This is a genomic window from Pseudomonas alkylphenolica (assembly GCF_000746525.1).
GTDB lineage: Bacteria > Pseudomonadota > Gammaproteobacteria > Pseudomonadales > Pseudomonadaceae > Aquipseudomonas > Aquipseudomonas alkylphenolica.
The window spans coordinates 3429846-3450079 of the sequence record NZ_CP009048.1 but is presented as its reverse complement, the minus strand read 5'-3'; the positions used below and the strand labels follow the sequence as shown (position 1 = coordinate 3450079).

The 20234-nt window shown below is 59.6% G+C and carries 22 protein-coding genes and 5 pseudogenes; 17 read left to right on the top strand and 10 right to left on the bottom strand.

Features of this window, described 5'->3' with window-relative positions; all coding sequences use genetic code 11:
• Together PSAKL28_RS15730 and merR are read right to left on the bottom strand one after the other, a co-directional pair.
• On the bottom strand, positions 1-561 hold the full coding sequence (locus PSAKL28_RS15730) for a recombinase family protein (RefSeq protein WP_034115140.1): 561 nt from the start codon (positions 559-561) through the stop codon (positions 1-3).
• A 269-nt stretch (positions 562-830) separates the two neighbouring features.
• Entirely contained in the window at positions 831-1265 is a 435-nt protein-coding gene (merR, locus tag PSAKL28_RS15725) for a mercury resistance transcriptional regulator MerR (RefSeq protein WP_000429838.1), read from the bottom strand.
• Positions 1266-1336: 71 nt separating this feature from the next.
• Between merR and merT the strand changes: the two genes are divergently transcribed.
• Genes merT through merE form a run of 6 tightly spaced genes read left to right on the top strand, consistent with a single transcriptional unit; the run spans position 1337 to position 4484 of the window.
• A complete protein-coding gene (gene merT, locus PSAKL28_RS15720) occupies positions 1337-1687 on the top strand; it encodes a mercuric ion transporter MerT (protein WP_001294667.1) in 351 nt (116 codons plus the stop codon).
• Positions 1688-1702: 15 nt separating this feature from the next.
• The gene (gene merP / locus PSAKL28_RS15715) at positions 1703-1978 is read left to right on the top strand and encodes a mercury resistance system periplasmic binding protein MerP (RefSeq protein WP_000735441.1); all 276 of its coding nucleotides are present in this window, start codon (positions 1703-1705) and stop codon (positions 1976-1978) included.
• Between the two features lie 2 nt (positions 1979-1980).
• On the top strand, positions 1981-2226 hold the full coding sequence (merF, locus tag PSAKL28_RS15710; protein WP_023083081.1) for a mercury resistance system transport protein MerF: 246 nt from the start codon (positions 1981-1983) through the stop codon (positions 2224-2226).
• Positions 2223-3869, top strand: a complete 1647-nt coding sequence (gene merA, locus PSAKL28_RS15705; protein ID WP_038612220.1) for a mercury(II) reductase — start codon at positions 2223-2225, stop codon at positions 3867-3869. Before merF ends, merA begins: the two co-directional genes overlap by 4 nt.
• A gap of 16 nt (positions 3870-3885) precedes the next feature.
• The gene (gene merD, locus PSAKL28_RS15700; protein ID WP_003465059.1) at positions 3886-4251 is read left to right on the top strand and encodes a mercury resistance co-regulator MerD; all 366 of its coding nucleotides are present in this window, start codon (positions 3886-3888) and stop codon (positions 4249-4251) included.
• Complete coding sequence (gene merE / locus PSAKL28_RS15695) at positions 4248-4484, top strand: broad-spectrum mercury transporter MerE (RefSeq protein ID WP_001087809.1); 237 nt, start codon at positions 4248-4250, stop codon at positions 4482-4484. The genes merD and merE overlap by 4 nt, the downstream gene beginning before the upstream one ends.
• 52 nt (positions 4485-4536) lie before the next feature.
• Here merE and PSAKL28_RS15690 read toward each other — a convergent pair whose 3' ends face one another.
• The 6 genes from PSAKL28_RS15690 to chrA form a co-directional block, all read right to left on the bottom strand.
• The gene (locus PSAKL28_RS15690; protein ID WP_000904941.1) at positions 4537-5151 is read right to left on the bottom strand and encodes a recombinase family protein; all 615 of its coding nucleotides are present in this window, start codon (positions 5149-5151) and stop codon (positions 4537-4539) included.
• 87 nt (positions 5152-5238) lie between these two features.
• A complete protein-coding gene (locus PSAKL28_RS15685; protein WP_430308200.1) occupies positions 5239-6375 on the bottom strand; it encodes a TniQ family protein in 1137 nt (378 codons plus the stop codon).
• 50 nt (positions 6376-6425) lie between these two features.
• Positions 6426-7334: a TniB family NTP-binding protein gene (locus PSAKL28_RS15680; RefSeq protein WP_038612208.1), complete on the bottom strand. Its 909-nt coding sequence runs from the start codon at positions 7332-7334 to the stop codon at positions 6426-6428.
• Between the two features lie 2 nt (positions 7335-7336).
• Entirely contained in the window at positions 7337-9019 is a 1683-nt protein-coding gene (locus tag PSAKL28_RS15675; RefSeq protein WP_010791757.1) for a TnsB C-terminal domain-containing protein, read from the bottom strand.
• A gap of 203 nt (positions 9020-9222) precedes the next feature.
• The gene (locus PSAKL28_RS15670) at positions 9223-9528 is read right to left on the bottom strand and encodes a PadR family transcriptional regulator (RefSeq protein WP_038612200.1); all 306 of its coding nucleotides are present in this window, start codon (positions 9526-9528) and stop codon (positions 9223-9225) included.
• Between the two features lie 10 nt (positions 9529-9538).
• Entirely contained in the window at positions 9539-10744 is a 1206-nt protein-coding gene (chrA, locus tag PSAKL28_RS15665; RefSeq protein ID WP_032495638.1) for a chromate efflux transporter, read from the bottom strand.
• A 295-nt stretch (positions 10745-11039) separates the two neighbouring features.
• Here chrA and PSAKL28_RS28255 point away from each other — a divergent pair.
• From PSAKL28_RS28255 to PSAKL28_RS27065, 5 genes and pseudogenes are all read left to right on the top strand, one after another.
• A pseudogene (locus PSAKL28_RS28255) lies at positions 11040-11276 on the top strand (catalase); the annotation flags it as partial.
• Positions 11277-11395: 119 nt separating this feature from the next.
• Positions 11396-11665 carry a catalase-related domain-containing protein gene (locus PSAKL28_RS28250; RefSeq protein ID WP_257011809.1) on the top strand — a complete coding sequence of 90 codons (270 nt, stop codon included), beginning with the start codon at positions 11396-11398 and terminating at the stop codon, positions 11663-11665.
• A gap of 316 nt (positions 11666-11981) precedes the next feature.
• Positions 11982-12170 carry a globin domain-containing protein gene (locus PSAKL28_RS28030; RefSeq protein ID WP_218918487.1) on the top strand — a complete coding sequence of 63 codons (189 nt, stop codon included), beginning with the start codon at positions 11982-11984 and terminating at the stop codon, positions 12168-12170.
• A 12-nt stretch (positions 12171-12182) separates the two neighbouring features.
• Positions 12183-13235: pseudogene (hmpA, locus tag PSAKL28_RS15655) on the top strand (NO-inducible flavohemoprotein); the annotation flags it as partial.
• 26 nt (positions 13236-13261) lie between these two features.
• Positions 13262-13502: pseudogene (locus tag PSAKL28_RS27065) on the top strand (transposase); the annotation flags it as partial.
• Here the strand turns inward: PSAKL28_RS27065 and PSAKL28_RS27060 are convergent.
• Positions 13491-13954, bottom strand: a pseudogene (locus tag PSAKL28_RS27060) (transposase); the annotation flags it as partial. The pseudogenes PSAKL28_RS27065 and PSAKL28_RS27060 sit on opposite strands and share 12 nt — an antisense overlap.
• A gap of 118 nt (positions 13955-14072) precedes the next feature.
• Positions 14073-14993, bottom strand: a pseudogene (locus PSAKL28_RS15645) (LysR family transcriptional regulator).
• A 108-nt stretch (positions 14994-15101) separates the two neighbouring features.
• Here PSAKL28_RS15645 and PSAKL28_RS15640 point away from each other — a divergent pair.
• The 6 genes from PSAKL28_RS15640 (at position 15102) to PSAKL28_RS28245 (ending at position 19968) form a co-directional block, all read left to right on the top strand.
• The gene (locus tag PSAKL28_RS15640) at positions 15102-15917 is read left to right on the top strand and encodes a DODA-type extradiol aromatic ring-opening family dioxygenase (RefSeq protein ID WP_038612189.1); all 816 of its coding nucleotides are present in this window, start codon (positions 15102-15104) and stop codon (positions 15915-15917) included.
• A 19-nt stretch (positions 15918-15936) separates the two neighbouring features.
• Positions 15937-16731 carry an SDR family NAD(P)-dependent oxidoreductase gene (locus tag PSAKL28_RS15635; protein ID WP_038612186.1) on the top strand — a complete coding sequence of 265 codons (795 nt, stop codon included), beginning with the start codon at positions 15937-15939 and terminating at the stop codon, positions 16729-16731.
• 58 nt (positions 16732-16789) lie between these two features.
• Positions 16790-17080 (top strand): DUF2218 domain-containing protein, encoded by a 291-nt coding sequence (locus PSAKL28_RS15630; protein WP_051939415.1) that lies wholly within the window; start codon positions 16790-16792, stop codon positions 17078-17080.
• A gap of 28 nt (positions 17081-17108) precedes the next feature.
• Positions 17109-17633, top strand: a complete 525-nt coding sequence (locus PSAKL28_RS15625) for a cytochrome b (protein WP_038612183.1) — start codon at positions 17109-17111, stop codon at positions 17631-17633.
• 492 nt (positions 17634-18125) lie between these two features.
• Entirely contained in the window at positions 18126-19457 is a 1332-nt protein-coding gene (locus PSAKL28_RS15620; RefSeq protein WP_075226550.1) for an IS4 family transposase, read from the top strand.
• A 181-nt stretch (positions 19458-19638) separates the two neighbouring features.
• A complete protein-coding gene (locus PSAKL28_RS28245) occupies positions 19639-19968 on the top strand; it encodes a hypothetical protein (protein ID WP_075226638.1) in 330 nt (109 codons plus the stop codon).
• Positions 19969-20234: the final 266 nt, after the last annotated feature.

Below are 20234 nucleotides of genomic sequence, written 5' to 3'. Positions count from 1 at the left end.
TCAATCGTCCGTGCGTAGGTACTGGTAGAGAGTTTCCCGGCTGATGTTGAACTCGCGGGCAAGCTGCGCTTTGGGCTCTCCGACTGACGCCCGCTGACGCAGGGTAGCAGCCTGCTCGTCGGACAGGGCCTTCTTGCGGCCCCGGTACGCGCCGCGCTGCTTGGCCAGGGCGATGCCCTCCCGTTGCCGCTCACGGATCAGGGCGCGCTCGAACTCGGCGAAGGCCCCCATCACCGACAGCATCAGGTTGGCCATCGGCGAGTCATCGCCGGTGAACACCAGGCCCTCTTTCAGGAACTCGATACGCACGCCGCGCTGGGTCAGCTTCTGCACCAGGCGTCGCAAGTCATCGAGGTTACGGGCCAGGCGATCCATGCTGTGCACCACAACGGTGTCGCCCTCGCGGACGAAGCCGAGCATGGCCTCCAGCTGGGGACGCTGGGTGTCCTTGCCCGAGGCTTTGTCGGTGAACAGCTTGCCGACCTCGACTTGCTCAAGTTGCCGCTCCGGATTCTGATCGTAACTGCTGACCCGGACATAACCGATGCGTTGTCCCTGCAAGATGCCTCCATGGGCTGTAGGGCTTACGTTGGTTTTTGGTTCCATTGCGCCCGAAGCCTTGAATTTGTCAGGCTGAAATCTATGACCTTGGCAAGCATGTGTCAAAGAATGTGAAAGCGGACTCTATTCTGACGGCGCGGTGCGGCCTTGCTGTCACTTTCAGAAGGCGACAGCACGAAATATCAAAAGTCGACCGCACGGTCTTTTCTGACGTTGGAGTCGCCTCAGAAAACGGAAAATAAAGCACGCTAAGGCGTAGTTCCCTCGGGCTACACCGCGTCCGCACTGCGCGGTTCTTTCTTCCCTTGCAGTGACGCAATCAGCGGGCAGGAAACGTTCCCCTTCCGCGCATGGCAGGCGCACACCAAATCAGACAGCACGGCCTCCATGCGCGCCAGGTCAGCCATCCTCTCGCGCACGTCCTTGAGCTTGTGCTCGGCCAGGCTGCTGGCTTCCTCGCAATGGGTGCCATCCTCCAGCCGCAGCAGCTCGGCGATCTCATCCAGGCTGAAGCCCAACCGCTGGGCTGATTTCACGAAGCGCACCCGCGTTACATCCGTCTCGCCATAGCGGCGAATGCTGCCGTAAGGCTTGTCCGGTTCCGGGAGCAAGCCCTTGCGCTGATAGAACCGGATGGTCTCCACATTGACCCCGGCCGTCCTGGCGAAAACGCCAATGGTCAGGTTCTCCAAATTGTTTTCCATATCGCTTGACTCCGTACATAACTACGGAAGTAAGCTTAAGCTATCCAATTCAGATTCGAAAGGACAAACGTATGTCTGAACCTCAAAACGGGCGCGGCGCGCTCTTCACTGGCGGGCTGGCCGCCATCCTCGCCTCGGCTTGCTGCCTCGGGCCGCTGGTTCTGATCGCCTTGGGGTTCAGCGGCGCTTGGATCGGCAACTTGACGGTGTTGGAACCCTATCGCCCCATCTTTATCGGCGTGGCGCTGGTGGCGTTGTTCTTCGCCTGGCGGCGCATCTACCGGCCGTCAGCCGCCTGCAAACCGGGTGAGGTTTGCGCGATTCCCCAAGTGCGAGCTACTTACAAGCTCATTTTCTGGGGCGTGGCCGTGCTGGTTTTGGTCGCGCTCGGATTTCCCTACGTCGTGCCATTTTTCTATTGATCACAGGAGTTCACCATGAAAAAGCTGCTTTCCGCCCTTGCCCTCGCTGCCGTTGTTGCCCCCGTGTGGGCCGCCACCCAGACCGTTACGCTGTCCGTACCGGGCATGACCTGCTCGGCCTGTCCGATCACTGTCAAGAAGGCGATTTCCAAGGTCGATGGCGTCAGTAAAGTTGACGTGACCTTCGAGACGCGCGAAGCGGTGGTCACCTTCGATGATGCCAAGACCAGCGTGCAGAAACTGACCAAGGCTACCGAGGATGCGGGCTACCCATCATCAGTCAAGAACTGATCATGAAAGACCCGAAGACACTGCTGCGGGTCAGCATCATTGGCACAACCCTCGTGGCGCTGTGTTGCTTCACCCCTGTTCTGGTCATTTTGCTCGGTGTGGTCAGCTTGTCCGCGCTGACCGGCTATCTGGACTATGTGCTGCTGCCTGCGCTGGCGATTTTCATCGGCTTGACCATCTACGCCATCCAACGAAAACGCCAAGCCGATGCCTGCTGCACCCCGAAATTCAATGGAGTAAAAAAATGACCGAAATCACCGTGAATGGCATGACCTGCACATCCTGCGCCACCCATGTCAAAGATGCTTTGGAAAAGATTCCCGGCGTGAATGCCGCTGTGGTGTCCTATCCAGAAAGCCGCGCGCAAGTCATGGCAGACACCGCCGTGAGCCACAACCAACTGCTGGCCGCCATCGCCGCATTGGGTTATCAAGGCTCGATCCGGGTTGGTGATTTCAAAGATGAACCAAAAATCCGTGATGCACTTGAGGGCGCCGGTTTGCATATCGCCATCATTGGCAGCGGCGGGGCCGCGATGGCGGCGGCGCTGAAGGCCGTCGAGCAAGGCGCGACGGTCACGCTGATCGAACGCGGCACCATCGGCGGCACCTGCGTCAATATCGGCTGTGTGCCGTCCAAGATCATGATCCGCGCTGCCCATATTGCCCATCTGCGCCGGGAAAGTCCGTTCGACGGCGGTATTGCGGCAACTGTGCCTGCGATTGACCGCAGCAAACTGCTGGCCCAGCAGCAGGCCCGTGTCGATGAACTGCGGCACGCCAAATACGAAGGCATCCTGGACGGCAATCCAGCCATCACCGTTTTGCACGGTGAAGCGCGTTTCAAGGACGACCAGAGCCTGGTCGTCCGTTTGAACGAGGGTGGCGAGCGCGAGGTAACGTTCGACCGCTGCCTGGTCGCCACCGGTGCCAGTCCGGCCGTGCCGCCGATTCCGGGCCTGAAAGAGTCACCCTACTGGACTTCCACCGAAGCGCTTGTCAGCGACACCATTCCCGCACGCCTGGCCGTGATCGGTTCGTCGGTGGTGGCGTTGGAACTGGCGCAAGCCTTTGCCCGGCTCGGCAGCCAGGTCACGATCCTGGCACGCAGCACCTTGTTCTTCCGGGAAGACCCGGCCATCGGCGAGGCCGTGACAGCCGCTTTCCGCGCCGAGGGCATCGAGGTGCTGGAGCACACGCAAGCCAGCCAGATCGCCCATGTGAACGGCGAATTCGTGCTGACCACCGGACACGGTGAATTGCGCGCTGACAAGTTGCTGGTTGCCACCGGTCGGGCACCGAATACGCGCAGCCTCGCGCTGGACGCGGCGGGGGTCACTGTCAATGCGCAAGGGGCCATCGTTATCGACCAAGGCATGCGCACGAGCAACCCGAACATCTACGCGGCCGGCGACTGCACCGACCAGCCGCAGTTCGTCTACGTGGCAGCGGCCGCCGGCACCCGTGCCGCGATCAACATGACCGGCGGCGACGCAGCCCTCAATCTGACCGCGATGCCGGCAGTGGTGTTCACCGACCCGCAAGTCGCCACCGTGGGCTACAGCGAGGCGGAAGCGCACCACGATGGCATCGAGACCGACAGTCGCACGCTGACACTCGACAACGTTCCGCGAGCGCTTGCCAACTTCGACACACGCGGCTTCATCAAGCTGGTCATCGAGGAAGGTAGCGGACGGCTCATCGGCGTGCAGGCGGTGGCCCCGGAAGCGGGCGAACTGATCCAGACGGCGGTGCTCGCCATCCGCAACCGCATGACGGTGCAGGAACTGGCCGACCAGTTGTTCCCCTACCTGACAATGGTCGAGGGGTTGAAGCTTGCGGCGCAGACCTTCAACAAGGACGTGAAGCAGCTTTCCTGCTGCGCTGGATAAAAAAAGGAGGTTTTCAATGAGCGCCTACACCGTGTCCCGGCTGGCCCTTGATGCCGGGGTGAGCGTGCATATCGTGCGCGACTACCTGCTGCGCGGATTGCTGCGTCCGGTGGCGTGCACCCCGGGCGGCTATGGCCTGTTCGATGATGCCGCCTTGCAACGGCTGTGCTTCGTGCGGGCGGCCTTCGAGGCGGGCATCGGCCTGGACGCGCTGGCGCGGCTGTGCCGGGCGCTGGATGCTGCGGACGGCGATGAAGCGGCCGCGCAGCTTGCCGTTCTGCGCCAGTTCGTCGAGCGTCGGCGCGAAGCGTTGGCCGATCTGGAGGTGCAGTTGGCCACCATGCCGACCGAGCCGGCACAGCACGCGGAGAGTCTGCCATGAACAGCCCCGAGCGCTTGCCGTCCGAGACGCACAAACCGATCACCGGCTACCTGTGGGGCGCGCTGGCCGTGCTCACCTGTCCCTGCCATTTGCCGATTCTCGCCATTGTGCTGGCCGGCACGACGGCCGGCGCGTTCATCGGAGAGTACTGGGGTATCGCAGCCCTCACGCTGACCGGTTTGTTCGTCCTGTCTGTGACACGACTGCTGCGGGCCTTCAAAGATCGATCATGAGCGCTTCCCATTGAGACAAACCACGCTGTCGCTACGTTGCCTCATGCCGGCATCAAATTCGGCTGAGTAGCTTCTCGCCATCTGGACGTAGCTCACCCTTGGGTGAAACATGCCGATACAGGGTCTGCCGCGTGACGCCAAGTTCCTGGCACAGGTCGCCGACCTTGGTCTCTGGCTGACCCATTGCCGCCATCGCCAGCCGCAGCTTGGCGGCGGTCATCTTGAACGGCCGGCCGCCTTTCCGCCCGCGCGCGCGGGCCGAGGCTAGGCCGGCAATCGTGCGCTCCGCGATCAACTCGCGCTCGAACTCGGCCAGGGCGGCGAAGATGCCAAAGACCAGCTTGCCGGCGGCGGTCGTGGTGTCGATGGCCGCGCCGTGCCCGGTTAATACCTTCAAGCCGATGCCGCGCCCAGTCAGGTCGTGCACGGTGTTGATGAGATGTCGCAGGTCGCGTCCGAGCCGATCCAGTTTCCACACGACCAGTGTGTCGCCAGTTCGCAACGCCTTCAGGCAGCTCGTCAAGCCGGGCCGATCCTCGCGCATGCCGGATGCCTGGTCCTCGTAAAGATGTACTGGATCGACCCCGGCGGCAATCAGCGCGTCGCGCTGCAAATCGGTAGCCTGGGAGCCGTCCGCCTTCGATACCCGCATGTAGCCTATCAGCATGTCGTACCTGTCACATATACGTTCGATTATGTGACAGTGTGCGCCGGAAAGTTCTGGTCGTCAAAATTTGTCACTTAACCCGTCACTCTATCTAAGACATGCAAAGGGTCCATCAGGCTCGTAATGTGACAGAAATTCCGGAGGGATGCCTTCCTTTGCAAAGGTGGCGCGCAACTGTTCCTGGGAAGCGGGGTCGCGCCGACCATAGGAAGCCAACGCGAACAGCGAGCGAGCCGTCTCGGGGTTGTGCCGCGCTTCAATGATCGCCTCATTGATAGCCTGGACCGCCCGTTGCCAGTGATCGACGGGTTCGGGCTTCGGCGTTTTCGCCGACAGGCCACTGGTGAAACCGGTTTGGGGTTCGGACCAGAACAGCTTTGCATGCTCGCCCGGCGGGCTTATATCCCTCACCTCAATCAAGCTGATTGCCGTTGCCGCCGCCTCCAGCATCTGCAACCGTACTGCCGGGTTCAGGGTTTCATACGGTCGCCACAGACTTTGCCCAGCACGCAGCGGATGCCCGCAGCCTTCCCAGACTTGGCGGAGATACCCCGCGCAGGTTCCGCACGTCGAAAGCGGGGTGTTCAGCTCATCGAGCAGCGTGCGTAGTAGCCGAAACCACAATCCAGCGTGGATGCGTCGGCGCGGCAGCTCCACATGGCCGGTCGTCAGTGCCTGCCAGGTGCGCCGGTCCATCACCGCAATCGCGTCGCTGGCGGTGCGCGGCGCAGTGTCGGCGTTCTCCCAGCCGAGAAACCGCCCAGGCACGCCCCAATAGGATTCCAGCCAGCAGCCATGCAGCGGGCAGCTCAGCATCAGGGGCAGCTTCCATGCAAGCAGTACGGCTTGGTTTGCCGGGTCGTTCAGACAGAGCGGGCAGGCGCGATGTATCGGCTGGCTGGGCAGCCAGGCACGCCAGCTCGTGATGGATCGCGTCCTACGGCGGAGTTTCGGCAGCAGCACCGAGAGCTGGAACGCATAGGTTTCCAATGCGTCTGGAATCTGATCATCAAGGCTGTCCAGTAGCCAAGGCACCCAGCCGGCGAAACTCATGCAACGCAGCCGGTCCGGCTCGATGCCGCTCCGCTGGGAGAGCATCGCCAGCAGCGCCAGTGGTGGCGCGGTGTCCAGGTCATCAACCTGGCCGTGACCAAGATCGTGCTCCAGCAGCTCGGACACCTCCATGTGATAGCAAAGGGCCACGCGGTTGAGCCACGAAGACAAGGCTTCGCCTTCCCTGGGAGCCGGATGCAGTGGCCAGTGTGGCGCTGGCTTCACATCAGTTCCCGCTCGAATTGCCGCCGCCGCTCGCTGGGACCGGTGTAATCGGCCATGCTGAGCGTGCGATGGTTGATCGCTTCCTCACCGCTCTCCACGGCAGCGACGGCCGCCGCCATCAACAGGTGCGCCAGCTCGCCGATGGTGCCCTCGCTGCGCGTGAGCAGGTAGCGGGCCATATCCAGCGTGGCAATCGACGAGGGTCGCCGCAGCGGGAGTGAAGCCGCGAAGCTGGCCAGCAGTGAGCAGCAATCGTCGTTGGCCTCCCACACCGGCAGCATCATCGGCTCGAAGCGGTTTTCCAACTGGTCGTCCGAGCGGATCGCCAAGTAGGCATCGCGTGTGCCGACCCCGACCAGCGGGATGCGCAGCTCGTTGCCGAGGAAACGCAACAGATTGAGGAATTCCCGGCGGTTGACGCTGTTGCCGGCCAGGACGTTGTGCAACTCGTCGATCACCAGCATGCGCACGCCGACCTTGCGCAGCAGTGCCAGCGCCAATTGCTCCATTTCCGGCAGCCGTGGGCGCGGGCGCAATGGCGCGCCCATCGCGGCAAGTAGCGCGATGTAGAAGCGGATCACCGACGGCTCGGACGGCATCTGCACAACCAACACTGGGATGTGCTCCTGGTCGGCGTCGGAGCTGGCCGGATGGGTGCGGCGGAATTTCTCGACGATCATCGACTTGCCGTTGTTGGTTGGACCGACCAACAGCAGGTTGGGCATGCGTTGTTTGTTCGGCCACGCATACAGGGCTTCCAGCCGATTCAGCGCCTCGACTGCTCGCGGATAGCCGATCCAGCGGTCAGCGCGAAGGCGATGGATGCGTTCGTCCGCCGGAAGACGGGCCAAGCCCTGGGCCACCGGCATCAGGTGGGACAAGTCGATGATGGGATATTCTTCCACGGCTACCACTCCTCAATCTGGTCGAACGGTTTGGCAGGTGGCTGGTTGTCTGCCTGCGGGTCAGCCATGTCCGCGTCCGGTGGTGGCGTGGTTTTGAAAAGAACTGCCGTTGCCTTGAGATGCTGGCGTCGATCCGCGTCGCGCCGCGCCTTGCGCGTAGCTTTCTGCGCGGTGGACACGATTTCGCGCATCTGGCCGATCATGCGAAACAGCGCCGACTCATCCACCTGTTCGCGCCCTTGCTGCCGCAATTTCGCCAGCGCCTGTCGTTGTTCCCAGAGGGTGACAGCCGGGTGCGACAAGGTGCGGTATGGAATTTCCAGATAGTGCTGCCCCTCCGGCTCCAGCACCCAAATGCGGCTGATGTCGCGCGGGTCGCGCCGGATCAGGAACGCAGGCAAGCGGTCGCGCCGAGCTATCCACGGCTTGAGCGCATCGGCGTAGTAATGGATGTGGTCGATGACGAAGCCGGTGCGGGTCAGCGTGCGGCGGATGATGGGCAGAAAATCGACCAGAAAAGCCGTGGTGCGAGTGATGACGGTTGGCACGCCGGTCCGCGCGATAGCTTCGGCCCAGCGCGCTGCCGGCGGCTGGAGCAGGCCGTTGTGCACGGAGCCGTGGTAGGTGCCGACCGCCAATGTGAGCCAGCGCTCCAGCTCACGCAGCGTCAGGGCGGCCTTGTTTTCGGAATCGTAGTCGCCGCGCTGGTCAGGGTTGGAGAAGGTCGTCCCTGGCAATTCGTCGTGGATCATCTGCATCGCCGTGCCGATGATCCGTTCCACGATGCCGCCGTAGTGCGGCTGCCCGAGCGGGCGATAGTCAAGCCGGATGCCATGCTGCTCGCAGCCTCGGCGTAGCGCTTCGCTCTTGAACTCGGCCGCGTTGTCCAGGTAGAGCAGCCTGGGCTTGCCGCTCATCGGCCACTCCATTTCTATGTTCAGACCCTCCAGCCAGGGACGCTTGTCGCAGGCGACATGCACAAGGCACAGGCCGACCGAAACAGATGACGGCGCTTCCAGCGTGACGACCATGCCGAGCACGCAGCGGGTAAACACGTCGATGGCGATGGTCAGATACGGACGGCCAATCGGTTGCCGGTCGCGCTCGTCCACCACGATCAAGTCGATGACCGTGTGATCAATCTGCACTTGTTCCAGTGGCGCGGTCACGGCGGGAGGCTCACCACCGACACCTTGCAGGCTGCGGGACGCATCCTGACCTTCCCGGCGGCGAGTGGCCTTGAGCGGATCGAGGCCGGCGATCCGCAGAGCCACGGTGTTGCGCGCCGGCGCCCGCAGCTTTTGCGCTTTGCAAGCCTGCGCGACCTCGCGGTGGAACGCTGCCAGGCTACGCTTCTGCTTGGTCAGGAAGCGCTTTTGCAGCAACTCGCGGATGATGCGCTCAACTGATTCCGGCAAGCGTCCCTTGCCTTTTCCGCCGCCGGATCGGCTGCGAGCCAGGTCCGTCACAAGCCCAGCACCTTGCCGGGCACGGCGGATTAGGACATACACCTGCCGCCTGGACAGGCCAAGCGCGTGAGCAGCGGCATCGGCGGCTTCATGCCCGACCACATCAAGCGCTGCCAGCGGCCCGATGATTTCCGCCCGTTGCCGGGCCTGCGCCCAAGCCGCATCGGGCAGGGTGGCCACGCCTTGCTCGGCAATCAATGATGTGTCTGACGCCATGCTCACACCTCGCTTTGGTGCACACGAGTATTGAGCATAGTCGAGATTGGTGCAGATGACTTCTGATATTGCGTTGTCAGGAGTCGCCTGCACATCTGGCGTTACGCCCCGTCAATTGGTGCAGTCGTCTTCTGAAAATGACACGCGGTGCGGCCTTGCCTGACATCCAGTTAGGGTATAGCTCAACCTGACATGTAAAAAGCTCAATCTCCTTCTATCAACTCCCCGAACAGCTCCTTGACCTTTGTTTTCGCATCAGCAAGTGCAGTTCTGCCCTGTTCAGTAATTACATAAACACGCCGTTCACGTCGCCCCGTGCGTTCGTGACGTGAGGTCAGATAGTCTTTTTTTTCCAGGCCGTGCAGCATCGGGTACACCGTGCCGGCACTCATCTCGTAGCCGTGACGGCGTAGCTCTTCGATGATCCCCAGTCCAAAGACGGGTTCCTCGGCTGCATGGTGAAGGATGTGCAGGCGGATCAAACCGCCGTAGAGGTCTTGGTCAGTCATTTTTCGTGCCTCACAGCGCGACACTCAACAGCCACCCCGCTGCACCGCTGCTGACGACAACCAGCCACGGCGGGAGCTTCCAGAACATAAGTGCGACAAGGGCGATTAATGCCAAGCCGAAGTCTTGCGGCTGAAAAATTGCGCTAGTCCATACAGGGTGATAGAGGGCTGCGAGCAGCAGGCCAACTACAGCGGCATTGATCCCGGCCAGCGCGGCTTGGGTGCCCGTATTGCGGCGCAGGCGCTCCCAAAATGGCATTGCCCCGACGACCAGTAAGAACGAGGGTGCGAAGATAGCCAGTAGGCACACAAGGCCACCGATCCAGCCCGACGGGGCCGTGTTCATCGAGGCACCAAGGAACGCGGCGAATGTGAACAAGGGGCCGGGTACCGCTTGAGCTGCCCCGTACCCGGCGAGGAAGGATTCATTGCTCACCCAGCCTGAGGGCACGACTTCGGCTTGCAGCAATGGCAGCACAACGTGACCACCGCCGAACACCAGTGATCCGACACGATAGAAGGAATCCACCATTTCCATGGTTTGACTTGGCATTAGTTTGGCCAACACCGGCAGACCAATCAGCAAGACAAAGAACAGCGAGAGCCAGAACGCGCCCGCCCGATGACTGACCGTGATAGGTAGTGGGCCGTGCTCAATAATTTGCGCTGGCTTGAACAATAACCGGCCTGCGATGCCTGCGATAGCAATTACGCCGACCTGCCCCCATGCGGACGGCACAAGTAAAACGACACAGGTAGCAATTGCCATGATGGTGACTCGCAACCCATCCGTGCATAGGTTGCGCGCCATGCCCCATACCGCTTGAGCGACCACGGCAACAGCAACCACTTTTAATCCATGCAACGCGCCCTGCGAGACGTAATCGCCATAGCTGGAGATGCCGAGCGCGAAAAGGATCAAGGCTATGGCAGACGGCAGCGTGAAGCCAGCCCAAGCAGCCAGCGCCCCGCCGTATCCAGCCCGAGACAGTCCTACCGCTATGCCGACCTGGCTGCTTGCAGGCCCTGGCAAGAACTGACAAAGCGCGACCAAGTCAGCATAGCTCCGTTCAGAGAGCCAGCGCCGCCGTGTGACGAATTCGGCGCGGAAATAGCCCAAATGCGCGATGGGGCCGCCGAAAGAGGTCAATCCAAGTCGCAGAAAAATAAGAAAGACCGACCATGGTCTGCTGTCATTGGGAGGGGGGGTGGTCATGCTTTCGCCTTCATGATTTGCGTCAGGTTGAATCACAATAATCGAAATTCGATAACGAAACCCGCTTATTAAACATAGAAAATGCCTCGATGCGTTCTATGCAGTTAGTTCTAGCTTTGGCTTTAACAAGAGCACGCTTACTTACGCCTTAGAGTGCTTTATTTTCCGTTTTCTGAGCTGCCCTTTTCAGAACCCACTGGCCTAATCATGCCCACAGGTCACGAAACAGGGAGTTGGCTTAAGTGCATTTCCTGTTCCGCTACTCCCCAGACTGGGATTCAGAGCTTAGCGTACGATTTTTTCCGAATTCTGCGGGCTCCCCCTGAACCGCAACCCGGAGAACTTCTTCGCCCAGATCGAGCAGGCCGCGTTCTCGCCGGGCAACACGATGCGGGGCATCGGCCTGTCACCCGACAAGATGCTGCTGGGCCGCGCGTTCGCCTACAACGACGCGCAGCGCAATCGCATCGGCACCAACTTCCATCAGTTGCCAGACAACCAGCCCAAGGTTCCGGTGAACACTTATCAGTTTGACGGCCAGATGGCCTACGAGCACAGCGGCAGCGCGCCCGTATACGTACCCACAGCGACGGACGGCCATGGGCCGACACCACCGGCCCGGCGGAAGATGGCTGGGAAGCCGACGGCGCGATGGTGCGCAGTGCCTCCACGCTGCACGCCGAGGACGACGACTTCGGCCAGCCTGGTATCCTGGTGCGCGAGGTGTTCAACGACGCACAGCGGGAAGCGCTGGTCGATCAGGTCGCGGGTAGCCTGCTTGGCGGTGTGCGCAGCCCCGTGCTGGAGTGCGCCTTCGACTATTGGAAAAACGCCGACGCCAATGTCGGGCGACGTATCGAAGAGAAGGTGCGCACCAGCACCGTGACAACGAAGCCGGCTGAAGGCATGGGCGAAGGCTGAAGCCCCTCATCCATCACTCTCCGCGTCGAGGTGAGTGATGGATGGGCTTCAGTTCATGCGCGTGTTCCAGCAGATGGTCGACGACGCCTGGTGCCATGACATCAACGGCGACGGGCGCAAATTGCTGACCGGATCGAACCCTCTCCAGTGGCCTCACGCCCCTGCTACCCCTGGGCGAAGGCCGGGGGTGACAATAACCTTATAGAACCGTCGAGTTCTGGCCAACGATCTGCCAAGTCACAAGCAGCATGCTGCTATGGGCTGTTGACGTTTCGAGCCAGCCCAACACCAACACCAGCCGGTTATTGGATCTAAGATGAAGGCTCTATCGTTCATTCATCTGGGAGAAAATGTGATGCTCACTCAGAAAACGAAAGATATCGTTAAAACTACCGCTCCAGTGCTTGCCGAGCATGGATCTGCCATTGTTAAGCGCTTCTACGAGCATTTGTTTCTGGCTCATCCAGAGCTAAAGAACCTGTTCAACATGGCTCACCAACAGTAGGGTCAGCAGCAAGAAGCATTGGCACGGGCCGTGTACGCCTACGCGGCGAACATCGAAAATCCGCAGAGCCTAACAGCGGTACTCCGGGGTATTGCGGGTAAGCATGCCAGCCTTGGCGTGCGTCCCGAGCAATACCCCATTGTGGGTGAGCATTTGTTATGGGCCATTAAGGACGTTTTGAAAGAGGCCGCCACGGACGAGATCATTTCCGCCTGGGCACAGGCTTATGGGAGTCTGGCCGATTTGCTCATGGGCATGGAAAGCGAACTGACCGAACATACCGCTGAAGCACTCGGCGGTTGGAGTGGTTGGCGCGAGTTCGTCGTTCGGGAAAAGAATCAGGAAAGTGACGTGATCACTTCCTTCGTCCTGGAGCCAGTTGACGGCCAACCCGTGATTAATTTTGAACCTGGCCAGTACACCAGCGTTGCCGTTCATGTGCCTGCGCTTTGCCTTCAGCAGATCCGTCAATACAGTCTGTCCGACGCGCCCAACGGACGCACCTATCGCATTTCGGTAAAACGTGAAGACGTAGGCGCCAACAAACCAGCAGGGTATGTTTCCAACCTTCTGCACACTCAGATTAAGGTCGACGACCACCTCAAGCTGACGGCCCCCTATGGCAATTTCTACATCGATGTCAACGCAACGACGCCGGTCGTATTGATCAGCGGCGGCGTGGGGGTTACTCCCATGATCAGCATGTTGAAAAGGGTTTTACTGACTCCAGAACGCCAAGTCGTTTTTGTCCATGCTGCGCGCAACAGTTCCGTGCAGGCGATGAGAGAAAAACTACGCAACGCAGCGGCGATCAACTCCAATCTCAAGCTGATCGTTTTTTATGATGAACCCCTCCCCATTGATGTTCAGGGAAAAGACTACGATCACCTCGGCCAAATTGACTTGAGCAACATCAATGTTGACATTCTGTTGCCAGACGCTGATTACTACATCTGTGGACCAATTCCCTTCATGTGTATACAACATGACGTATTGACGAACCTTGGGGTTGACGAAACGCACATCCATTACGAAGTGTTTGGGCCTGACTTATTTGACGCATAGAGTCTCGTCATTTCAGCTACTGGTAAGGCTATGACAGTGAGCGAATCCGCGAACAAATCGAAGCTCAGGGCGCTCGTTCGGTGATCCCGAGAAAGCGCAACTCGATCAAGGGCAATGCCGGGTATCTACCGCTACCGGCAAGTGGTCGAGAACGCCTTTGCGCGTCTGAAACATTACCGGGCTGTGGCGTTTCGGTATGACAAGCTGAAACGAAATTACGAAAGCGTGGTAGCCCTGGCTTGCGGATTTCTCTGGCTAACGATGTGAAACGTCAACAGCCCCTGGTGTGCTGTTTGAAAATAAAGCCTGTGAGGCCATTGCCCCACGGGCTCGCTGTATCTTGTTCACGATATCGTCTCCCTTCGCATTCCAGGCATAGCGGGTGGCAGCGCATTTCGCAGTGCCCGGAACGTGGCAGTCGAGCTATCCAATTCGCGATCAGAGTTGGAGCTACCCCTGCGAAAATCCACCGTGGTGTTGTGAAAGAAGCGTTCAATCATGTTCATCCACTGGCTGGAGGCCGGAGTGAAATGCATGTGGACGCTCTTGTGCTTCTCAAGCCAAGTCTTCACTTTTGGGGGCTTGGGCGTGGCGTAATTGTCCATGAACAGATGCAGCTGAAGATGCTTGGGCGTTTCGCGATTGATCTTTTTGAGAAGCCCCAGCCACTCCTGATGCCGGTGTTGGCGTTCGATGCAGCTGATCAAACGTCTTTGCAGGTTACGTAGGACGGCCTCGCTCGTGGCAGGGCGTTGAGGGTTACAGTTAGTTGGGTCGAGCTCCCCGCTGGCGGAGTGGGGACAACACCAAGGATGTCGATCCAGCAGTCCGAGAGGTTCAGGCGTTCTGCCATGAGGGGTTCTGAGTGAACGCCTCGGCCAGGTAATCAATCATCACCCGCACCTTGGCCCTTGGCCGGCGGACGGCGATCTGGCGAGTAGACGGCGTAGATGCCGCCCAAGGCATAGGTCGGATGATCAAGTTGTAGGGCGACCGGTTCACCGCGCTTGAGAGCGTCCGAGACGATGAAATCCGGTTGGTAGATTAACCCCTGTCCGCCCACAGCGGCGGCCAGCAGGGCGTCGCCATTATTGGCGGCAAGATCACCGTTGATCGTCACGCGCACACTACCGTCGCGACCGAAGGCCCATTCCTTACCCCCGGCCCAGGACGACAGGGTGTAGGCCAGGCAATTGTGCTGGGCCAAGTCGGCCACCCGCCGGGGTACGCCGCGTTGGTCGAGATAACTGGGCGCGGCGCAGACGACCTACGCACAATCACCGAGCTTGCGGGCCTGCAGCGGACTGTCGGTCAACTGACCGATGCGGATCGCCAGGTCCCAGCCGCCGTCAAGCAAGTCCACCACGCTGTCGGTCAGCCCCAGTTCGATCTTGAGCGCCGGATGCCGGTGTCTGAAGGCTGGCAGCAACGGCGCAATGAAACGGCTGCCGAATGACAGCGGCATGTTCATGCGCAGCAGTCCGCGGGCATCGACCCGTTGCGAGGTGGCGCTGGCTTCGGCTTCATCGATCTCCGGCAGGATGCGCAGGCAAGCTCCAAGTAATCACTGCCAGCCTCGGTCAGGCTCAGGTGGCGTGTGGTACGGTGCAGCAGTTTGACTCCCAGGTGCGCCTCCAGAGCATCGACATGCTTAGTGGCCATCGCCGACGACATGCCCAGGTACCGGCCCGCAGCGGACAGGCTGCCGGCACTGACGGCACGAGCGAAGATACGCATGCCAGTTACGCGATCGAGCATGTTATCTCACTCTGCGAGTAGGAAGTGAAGGCAGTATTTGGTGGGTTATCTATATAAATTATTCAAGCGATACTCCATGCAGTCAATTAAAACGTGCGGAGAGTGCCCATGACCGCTATCAGCAATACCCGTATGCCGACCCTGTTCGTGCCCCATGGTGCGGGCCCTTGCTTCTTTATGGACTGGAATCCGCCCACCGCCTGGAACCATATGGCGGAGTTCCTGAAGAACGTGGCCAATACCTTGCCCGCGCGCCCTACGGCGATCGTGCTGGTCTCGGCCCACTGGCTGGATCCGGTATTCAGCGTAACCAGCGGCCCGCAGCCGGAGTTGATCTACGACTACCACGGCTTTCCAGAGCATACGTACGAGCTGCGCTATCCGGCTCCTGGTGAACCGCAACTGGCGGCACGCATCGCCGGGCTGCTCGGCCAGGCGCAACAGCCGGCACAGGAAAATCCGCTGCGCGGCTTCGATCACGGTATGTTCATTCCACTGATGCTAATGTTCCCTGACGCCGACATTCCGGTGGTGCAACTGTCGTTGCGCCACGACCTGGACCCGCAGGCACACCTGGATGCCGGTCGTGCGCTGGCAGCGTTGCGCGACGACGGCGTGCTGATCGTCGGCAGCGGCATGAGCTTCCACAACATGCGCGGCTATGGCGACCCACGTTTCGGGCCGATCTCCGAGGAGTTCGACCGCTGGCTGGTACAGGCTGTCGAATCCATACCGCAGCAACGCGAGCAGGCCTTGGCCGATTGGGTGCAGGCACCTTCAGCGCGGCTGTGCCATCCACCGCGCGCCGAGGAACATCTGCTGCCGCTGATGCTGGTCGCCGGTGCGGCGGGCGAGAGCGCTGGCCAATGCATCTTTACCGACCGGGTGATGGAAACCACGCTGTCGGCCTTCCGTTTCGGCTAATTCTCTCAGGAGGTAGAACATGATCATCAATCTTTCCGGCAAGACCGCCATCGTCACCGGTTCCACGGGCGGTATCGGCCTGGCCATTGCCAAGGGGCTGGCCGATGCCGGCGCTACCTTAGTTATCTGCGGCCGCCAGCAGGACCGCGTCGATGCGGCCCTGGCCCAGTTGCAGGCTACCCAAGCCGGTGCGCAGGCACGCGGCCTAGTCGCCGATCTAGGCACCGCTGTGGGCTGCCAGGCGCTGATCGATGCCGAGCCACAGGCAGACATCCTGGTCAACGATCTGGGCATCTACGGCGTCAAGGCATTCTTTGACATCAGCGATGCGGACTGGGAGGAAATCTTCCAGGTCAACGTAATGAGCGGCGTGCGTTTGGCGCGTCACTATGCCCAAGGCATGCAAGAGCGCGGCTGGGGACGGATTCAGTTCATTTCCAGCGAGTCTGCGTTGAACATACCCAGCGAAATGGTCCATTACGGTGTCAGCAAAGCGGCCTTGCAGGGCTTGTCGCGTGGCCTGGCTAAGGTCCTGGCCGGTAGCGGCGTGACCGTCAACACCATCCTGCCAGGACCAACCCGTACCGAGGGCGCTATCGCCTTCATCGACAACATGGCGCGCGAGCGTGGCGTGTCTGCGACGGAAATGGAAGCGTTGTTCCTCGCCGAGAATCGCCCGTCGAGCCTGATTCGTCGCTTTGCCAGCCCCGAGGAAGTGGCCAACCTCTGCGTCTATGCCGCCTCGCCCCAGGCCAGTGCGACTACGGGTTCGGCCTTGCGCGTCGAGGGTGGCATCGTCGAAAGCATTGCCTGACTGACCGTTGCCCTTACCGCGCAGTAGCCGGCGAGGGCTGATTAACAGGAGATTCATCATGTTTGTTTCTACTGCTCAGATAGCCACTGACAATCCACAACGACTGATTACGCGTCTGTGCAAGCACTGGAGCCACAAGTTTTCGGTCATCTGCGACGAACAGCAGGGCGAGATAGAACTTAACATTGGACACTGCTTGCTCAAGGCGTTGGAAGGCGGACTGCACGTCCGTTTGCAAGCCGCCGAGGAGGAACAGATCCAACACTTGCAAACGGTTGTCGGCGATCATTTGCAACGCATGGACTCCAAGCCACTGCCCGATTTTGTCTGGAACCGGCAGGCGTCTTGATCGCCTTTACAAGAACAAGGAGAAGAACATGCAAGACTCAGCGCACCGGTATGGCGGAATTACCCGTCTTCTGCATTGGACGATGGCCCTGCTGATCGGGTTGCAGTTTTTCAAGCTGGGCGACCGCATCGATGACGGCGAGCACTGGATCGGTCAAACCATCGTGCCTTGGCATATATCCTTCGGCGGCCTGTTGCTGGTGCTGATTGTGCTGCGCCTGCTCTGGGCGCTGGGTCAACGGCAACAACGCCCACAGCCTGTCGGGTCGCCCGCTCTGCTAGTTAAGGCCGGACATGGCCTGCTCTATGCCTGCATGCTGCTGATGCCGATCACCGGCGTTCTAGTGATGCTCGGCAACGGCTACGGGCTGAAGGTCTTCGGGGTACAACTGGTCGCCAAGACCGGCGTGGAAACCGACTGGATGATCAGCCTCGGCAACCTGCATTCGCCGCTGGCCTGGCTGTTGGTGATTCTGGTGGTCGGCCACATCGGCGCTGCACTGTTTCATCACTTCGTCAAGAAGGATGACACGTTCAAGCGCATGGGGGGCTGAGCCAGCCAATCCGTTGTGCATCTGTCAGGCCGTTTCCAGCGCTCGTGGGGTTGGGATCACCGAAGACGGTGAGAGAGCGAGGAAGGCAAATCTGTGGATGGCTCGAAAGCAGTTGATGGGTATGGACGAGTTGCGCGTGTAACAAATAGAAATGGGCTGAAAGCCCGACGCCACGGCGTCCACCTCTACGACCTCAGACAGACAGAGCGCTTAGCGAACGAAAATATCCGTTTTCTCTATTCGCCCCCAAAAGAGAGCTGATCCTGAAAATCGACTTCTCAACCGGTGAGTGCTATCCAGATATCCCGTTCATTGGTATCGCCATTCGCCACAAAATTTTGTATGTCCACCGTCATAGCACACGCAAGGAGAAGCTGTTCGATCCCGATGGCTACAGTGCCGGCCAGTGGGTAATGCTGTTCACTTAAGCATTTGAGCTCACGGCGGGCTTCCTAGAAAATCCGATGCCAGACCACTGGCATCGGATTTTTTATGTCTGTTCAACAGGACCTGCTCGACCTCGGCGACCTTTTCAACTTCTGCGACCTGAGCACTTTCACCCAAAACATTCCCATTGAATGGGTCGCGTCTGCACTGGATTTGTCGAGTCAGGCGACCATTCGCCGACGGCGCCTGCCCGCTGATCAAGTGCTTTGGCTGGTGCTCGGCATGGCCTTATTTCGTGACGAGCCGGTTCACGAGGTGGCCAGACGTTTGAACATCTGCTCCCAAGGCCTGGCCTCAGACCACTTGCTGGCCCGCAGTGGTGTAACCGAAGCTCGTAAACGGCTCGGCGCCGATCCTGTTGAGTGGTTATTCCGCAAGTCCGGCAACCAATGGGGTGCAGAGCGTTATGACGATGATGCCTGGCATGAACTGCAGGTCTTCGCGGTGGACGGTGCGCTTTTGCGCACCCCGGATACGCCCGAGCTGCGAGATCACTTCGGGTCGGGAAATACTCTGAGCGAACGCCAGACACCGTTTCCGATGCTGCGCCTGGTAGCGCCAATGAATGTGCGTTCGCACGTGATCCTGGATGCTCAAATGAGCCCTTACCGACGCAGTGAAATGCGCTTGGCCGACGAGTTTTTGCAGCAGATTCCCGACCATTCGGTGACGCTGTTCGACAAAGGGTTCTGGGGCGCCGAGCTGCTGTCGAGTCTGAGCAGTTCGGGCACCCACCGTCATTGGTTGATCCCGGCAAAAAAAGGACTGGTCTGTGAGGAGGTGGTCCGTTACAGCCAGCACGACCGTTTGGTGCGTATGAAAGTCTCGCCGCAGGCCAGAAAGCGAAATCCGACGCTTCCATCGCACTGGGAAGTACGCGAAGTCAGCTATGAAATTCAAGGCAAAGTGAAGACCGTCATGACGTCCTTGCCGGCCGAGACCTACACCACCAAGGCCGTTGCCAAGCTTTATCAGGAACGCTGGGAGATCGAGCTGGGCTTCAGGGACATCAAGAGTTCGATGCAACAGAACGCCATGACCTTGCGCAGTAAAAAAGTCGAGCTGATTTATCAGGAGGTGTGGGGACTTTTGCTGGCTTACAACGTAATTCGTCGGGAAGCCAGTCAGGCAGCGGTGGCGTTTGGCCGAGCGCCCTCAGACATCCGTTTCAAACCGGCTTGTCAGTACATCGCGGTGCAATTGATTGTGATGGCAGCGGCCAACCCGATTTCAGCCACAGGGAGACGATTGGCAGAGTTAAGGGCAGGTATCGGAGGATTGTTTCTGGATCACCGTCCAAGGCCTTCGAGGCCAAGGACGGTGAAGATCTCAAAACCCCGATTTCCAGTAGACCGTAAGGCTGCTCCGCTTAAGTGAACAGCATTAGGCTCATGGAGGGCTGCTTTTCCACGCAGAGCACTGATCCGTCATCGCATAAATTGCAGGGCGACTACTGGAGCCTTAATTGCTCATCATGAGCAGGCGTACTACGTTCGTTGATTAGTGGCTCCTGGCGATGACTGGTAAAATATGCAGAGCTCACATTGGTCAACTGCATATGCCTAATTTTCGGATTCTGATTTGCTCCACACTGGCTGCGAGCCTTATTGGCTGTGCATCACCAGGAAATCCTACTGGCAGCAAACTGACGGACAAAACGCCTGAGGAGTACGCGGCGTGCGTGCTACCGAAATGGCTAGCAGTAGCTCCGCATGCTTGGCAAAAGTCGATCACCAATGGTTATCGGATAACAGCACCCAGCGCCGTGACCTCCGATGAAGTATTGGAAGTCGTCGAATACCACGATGGCAGCCGTGCTACGTTTTATAAAGGAAGCTTTCTTTCAGGCGACAAGCTTCGTCAGGTAGCGAGAGAATGCTTAGATTGATTGCTAGCGCTGTTCGAGCTCGCCATTGTCGACGTAGGGCGCATTAGCGAAAGAATCCTAGCCAGCAGAACCTTCTGTAGACGGGGCCAAATCCCTTTGGCTCAGTCATAGTGCTGGAGTGGTGTTACAAAAGGATGACAGGCATGAAAAAGCCCGTCGAGGCGGGCTTCTCTGGTCGTGATTCAGATCAATCAACCAGCTTTTAGAACTTTTTCTTGCTAACGCCCGCTTGCAGGCACATGTATTTGATTAAGTCGCCGTGAAAT

What these genes read in the sequence shown, in the direction of transcription:
- merR (WP_000429838.1), bottom strand. Translation starts at nt 1,265, where the DNA reads ATGGAAAACAATTTGGAGAACCTGACCATTGGCGTTTTCGCCAGGACG.
- merT (WP_001294667.1), top strand. Translation starts at nt 1,337, where the DNA reads ATGTCTGAACCTCAAAACGGGCGCGGCGCGCTCTTCACTGGCGGGCTG.
- merP (WP_000735441.1), top strand. Translation starts at nt 1,703, where the DNA reads ATGAAAAAGCTGCTTTCCGCCCTTGCCCTCGCTGCCGTTGTTGCCCCC.
- merF (WP_023083081.1), top strand. Translation starts at nt 1,981, where the DNA reads ATGAAAGACCCGAAGACACTGCTGCGGGTCAGCATCATTGGCACAACC.
- merA (WP_038612220.1), top strand. Translation starts at nt 2,223, where the DNA reads ATGACCGAAATCACCGTGAATGGCATGACCTGCACATCCTGCGCCACC.
- merD (WP_003465059.1), top strand. Translation starts at nt 3,886, where the DNA reads ATGAGCGCCTACACCGTGTCCCGGCTGGCCCTTGATGCCGGGGTGAGC.
- merE (WP_001087809.1), top strand. Translation starts at nt 4,248, where the DNA reads ATGAACAGCCCCGAGCGCTTGCCGTCCGAGACGCACAAACCGATCACC.
- PSAKL28_RS15690 (WP_000904941.1), bottom strand. Translation starts at nt 5,151, where the DNA reads ATGCTGATAGGCTACATGCGGGTATCGAAGGCGGACGGCTCCCAGGCT.
- PSAKL28_RS15675 (WP_010791757.1), bottom strand. Translation starts at nt 9,019, where the DNA reads ATGGCGTCAGACACATCATTGATTGCCGAGCAAGGCGTGGCCACCCTG.
- PSAKL28_RS15670 (WP_038612200.1), bottom strand. Translation starts at nt 9,528, where the DNA reads ATGACTGACCAAGACCTCTACGGCGGTTTGATCCGCCTGCACATCCTT.
- chrA (WP_032495638.1), bottom strand. Translation starts at nt 10,744, where the DNA reads ATGACCACCCCCCCTCCCAATGACAGCAGACCATGGTCGGTCTTTCTT.
- PSAKL28_RS28250 (WP_257011809.1), top strand. Translation starts at nt 11,396, where the DNA reads ATGGTGCGCAGTGCCTCCACGCTGCACGCCGAGGACGACGACTTCGGC.
- PSAKL28_RS28030 (WP_218918487.1), top strand. Translation starts at nt 11,982, where the DNA reads ATGAAGGCTCTATCGTTCATTCATCTGGGAGAAAATGTGATGCTCACT.
- PSAKL28_RS15640 (WP_038612189.1), top strand. Translation starts at nt 15,102, where the DNA reads ATGACCGCTATCAGCAATACCCGTATGCCGACCCTGTTCGTGCCCCAT.
- PSAKL28_RS15635 (WP_038612186.1), top strand. Translation starts at nt 15,937, where the DNA reads ATGATCATCAATCTTTCCGGCAAGACCGCCATCGTCACCGGTTCCACG.
- PSAKL28_RS15630 (WP_051939415.1), top strand. Translation starts at nt 16,790, where the DNA reads ATGTTTGTTTCTACTGCTCAGATAGCCACTGACAATCCACAACGACTG.
- PSAKL28_RS15625 (WP_038612183.1), top strand. Translation starts at nt 17,109, where the DNA reads ATGCAAGACTCAGCGCACCGGTATGGCGGAATTACCCGTCTTCTGCAT.
- PSAKL28_RS15620 (WP_075226550.1), top strand. Translation starts at nt 18,126, where the DNA reads ATGTCTGTTCAACAGGACCTGCTCGACCTCGGCGACCTTTTCAACTTC.
- PSAKL28_RS28245 (WP_075226638.1), top strand. Translation starts at nt 19,639, where the DNA reads ATGCCTAATTTTCGGATTCTGATTTGCTCCACACTGGCTGCGAGCCTT.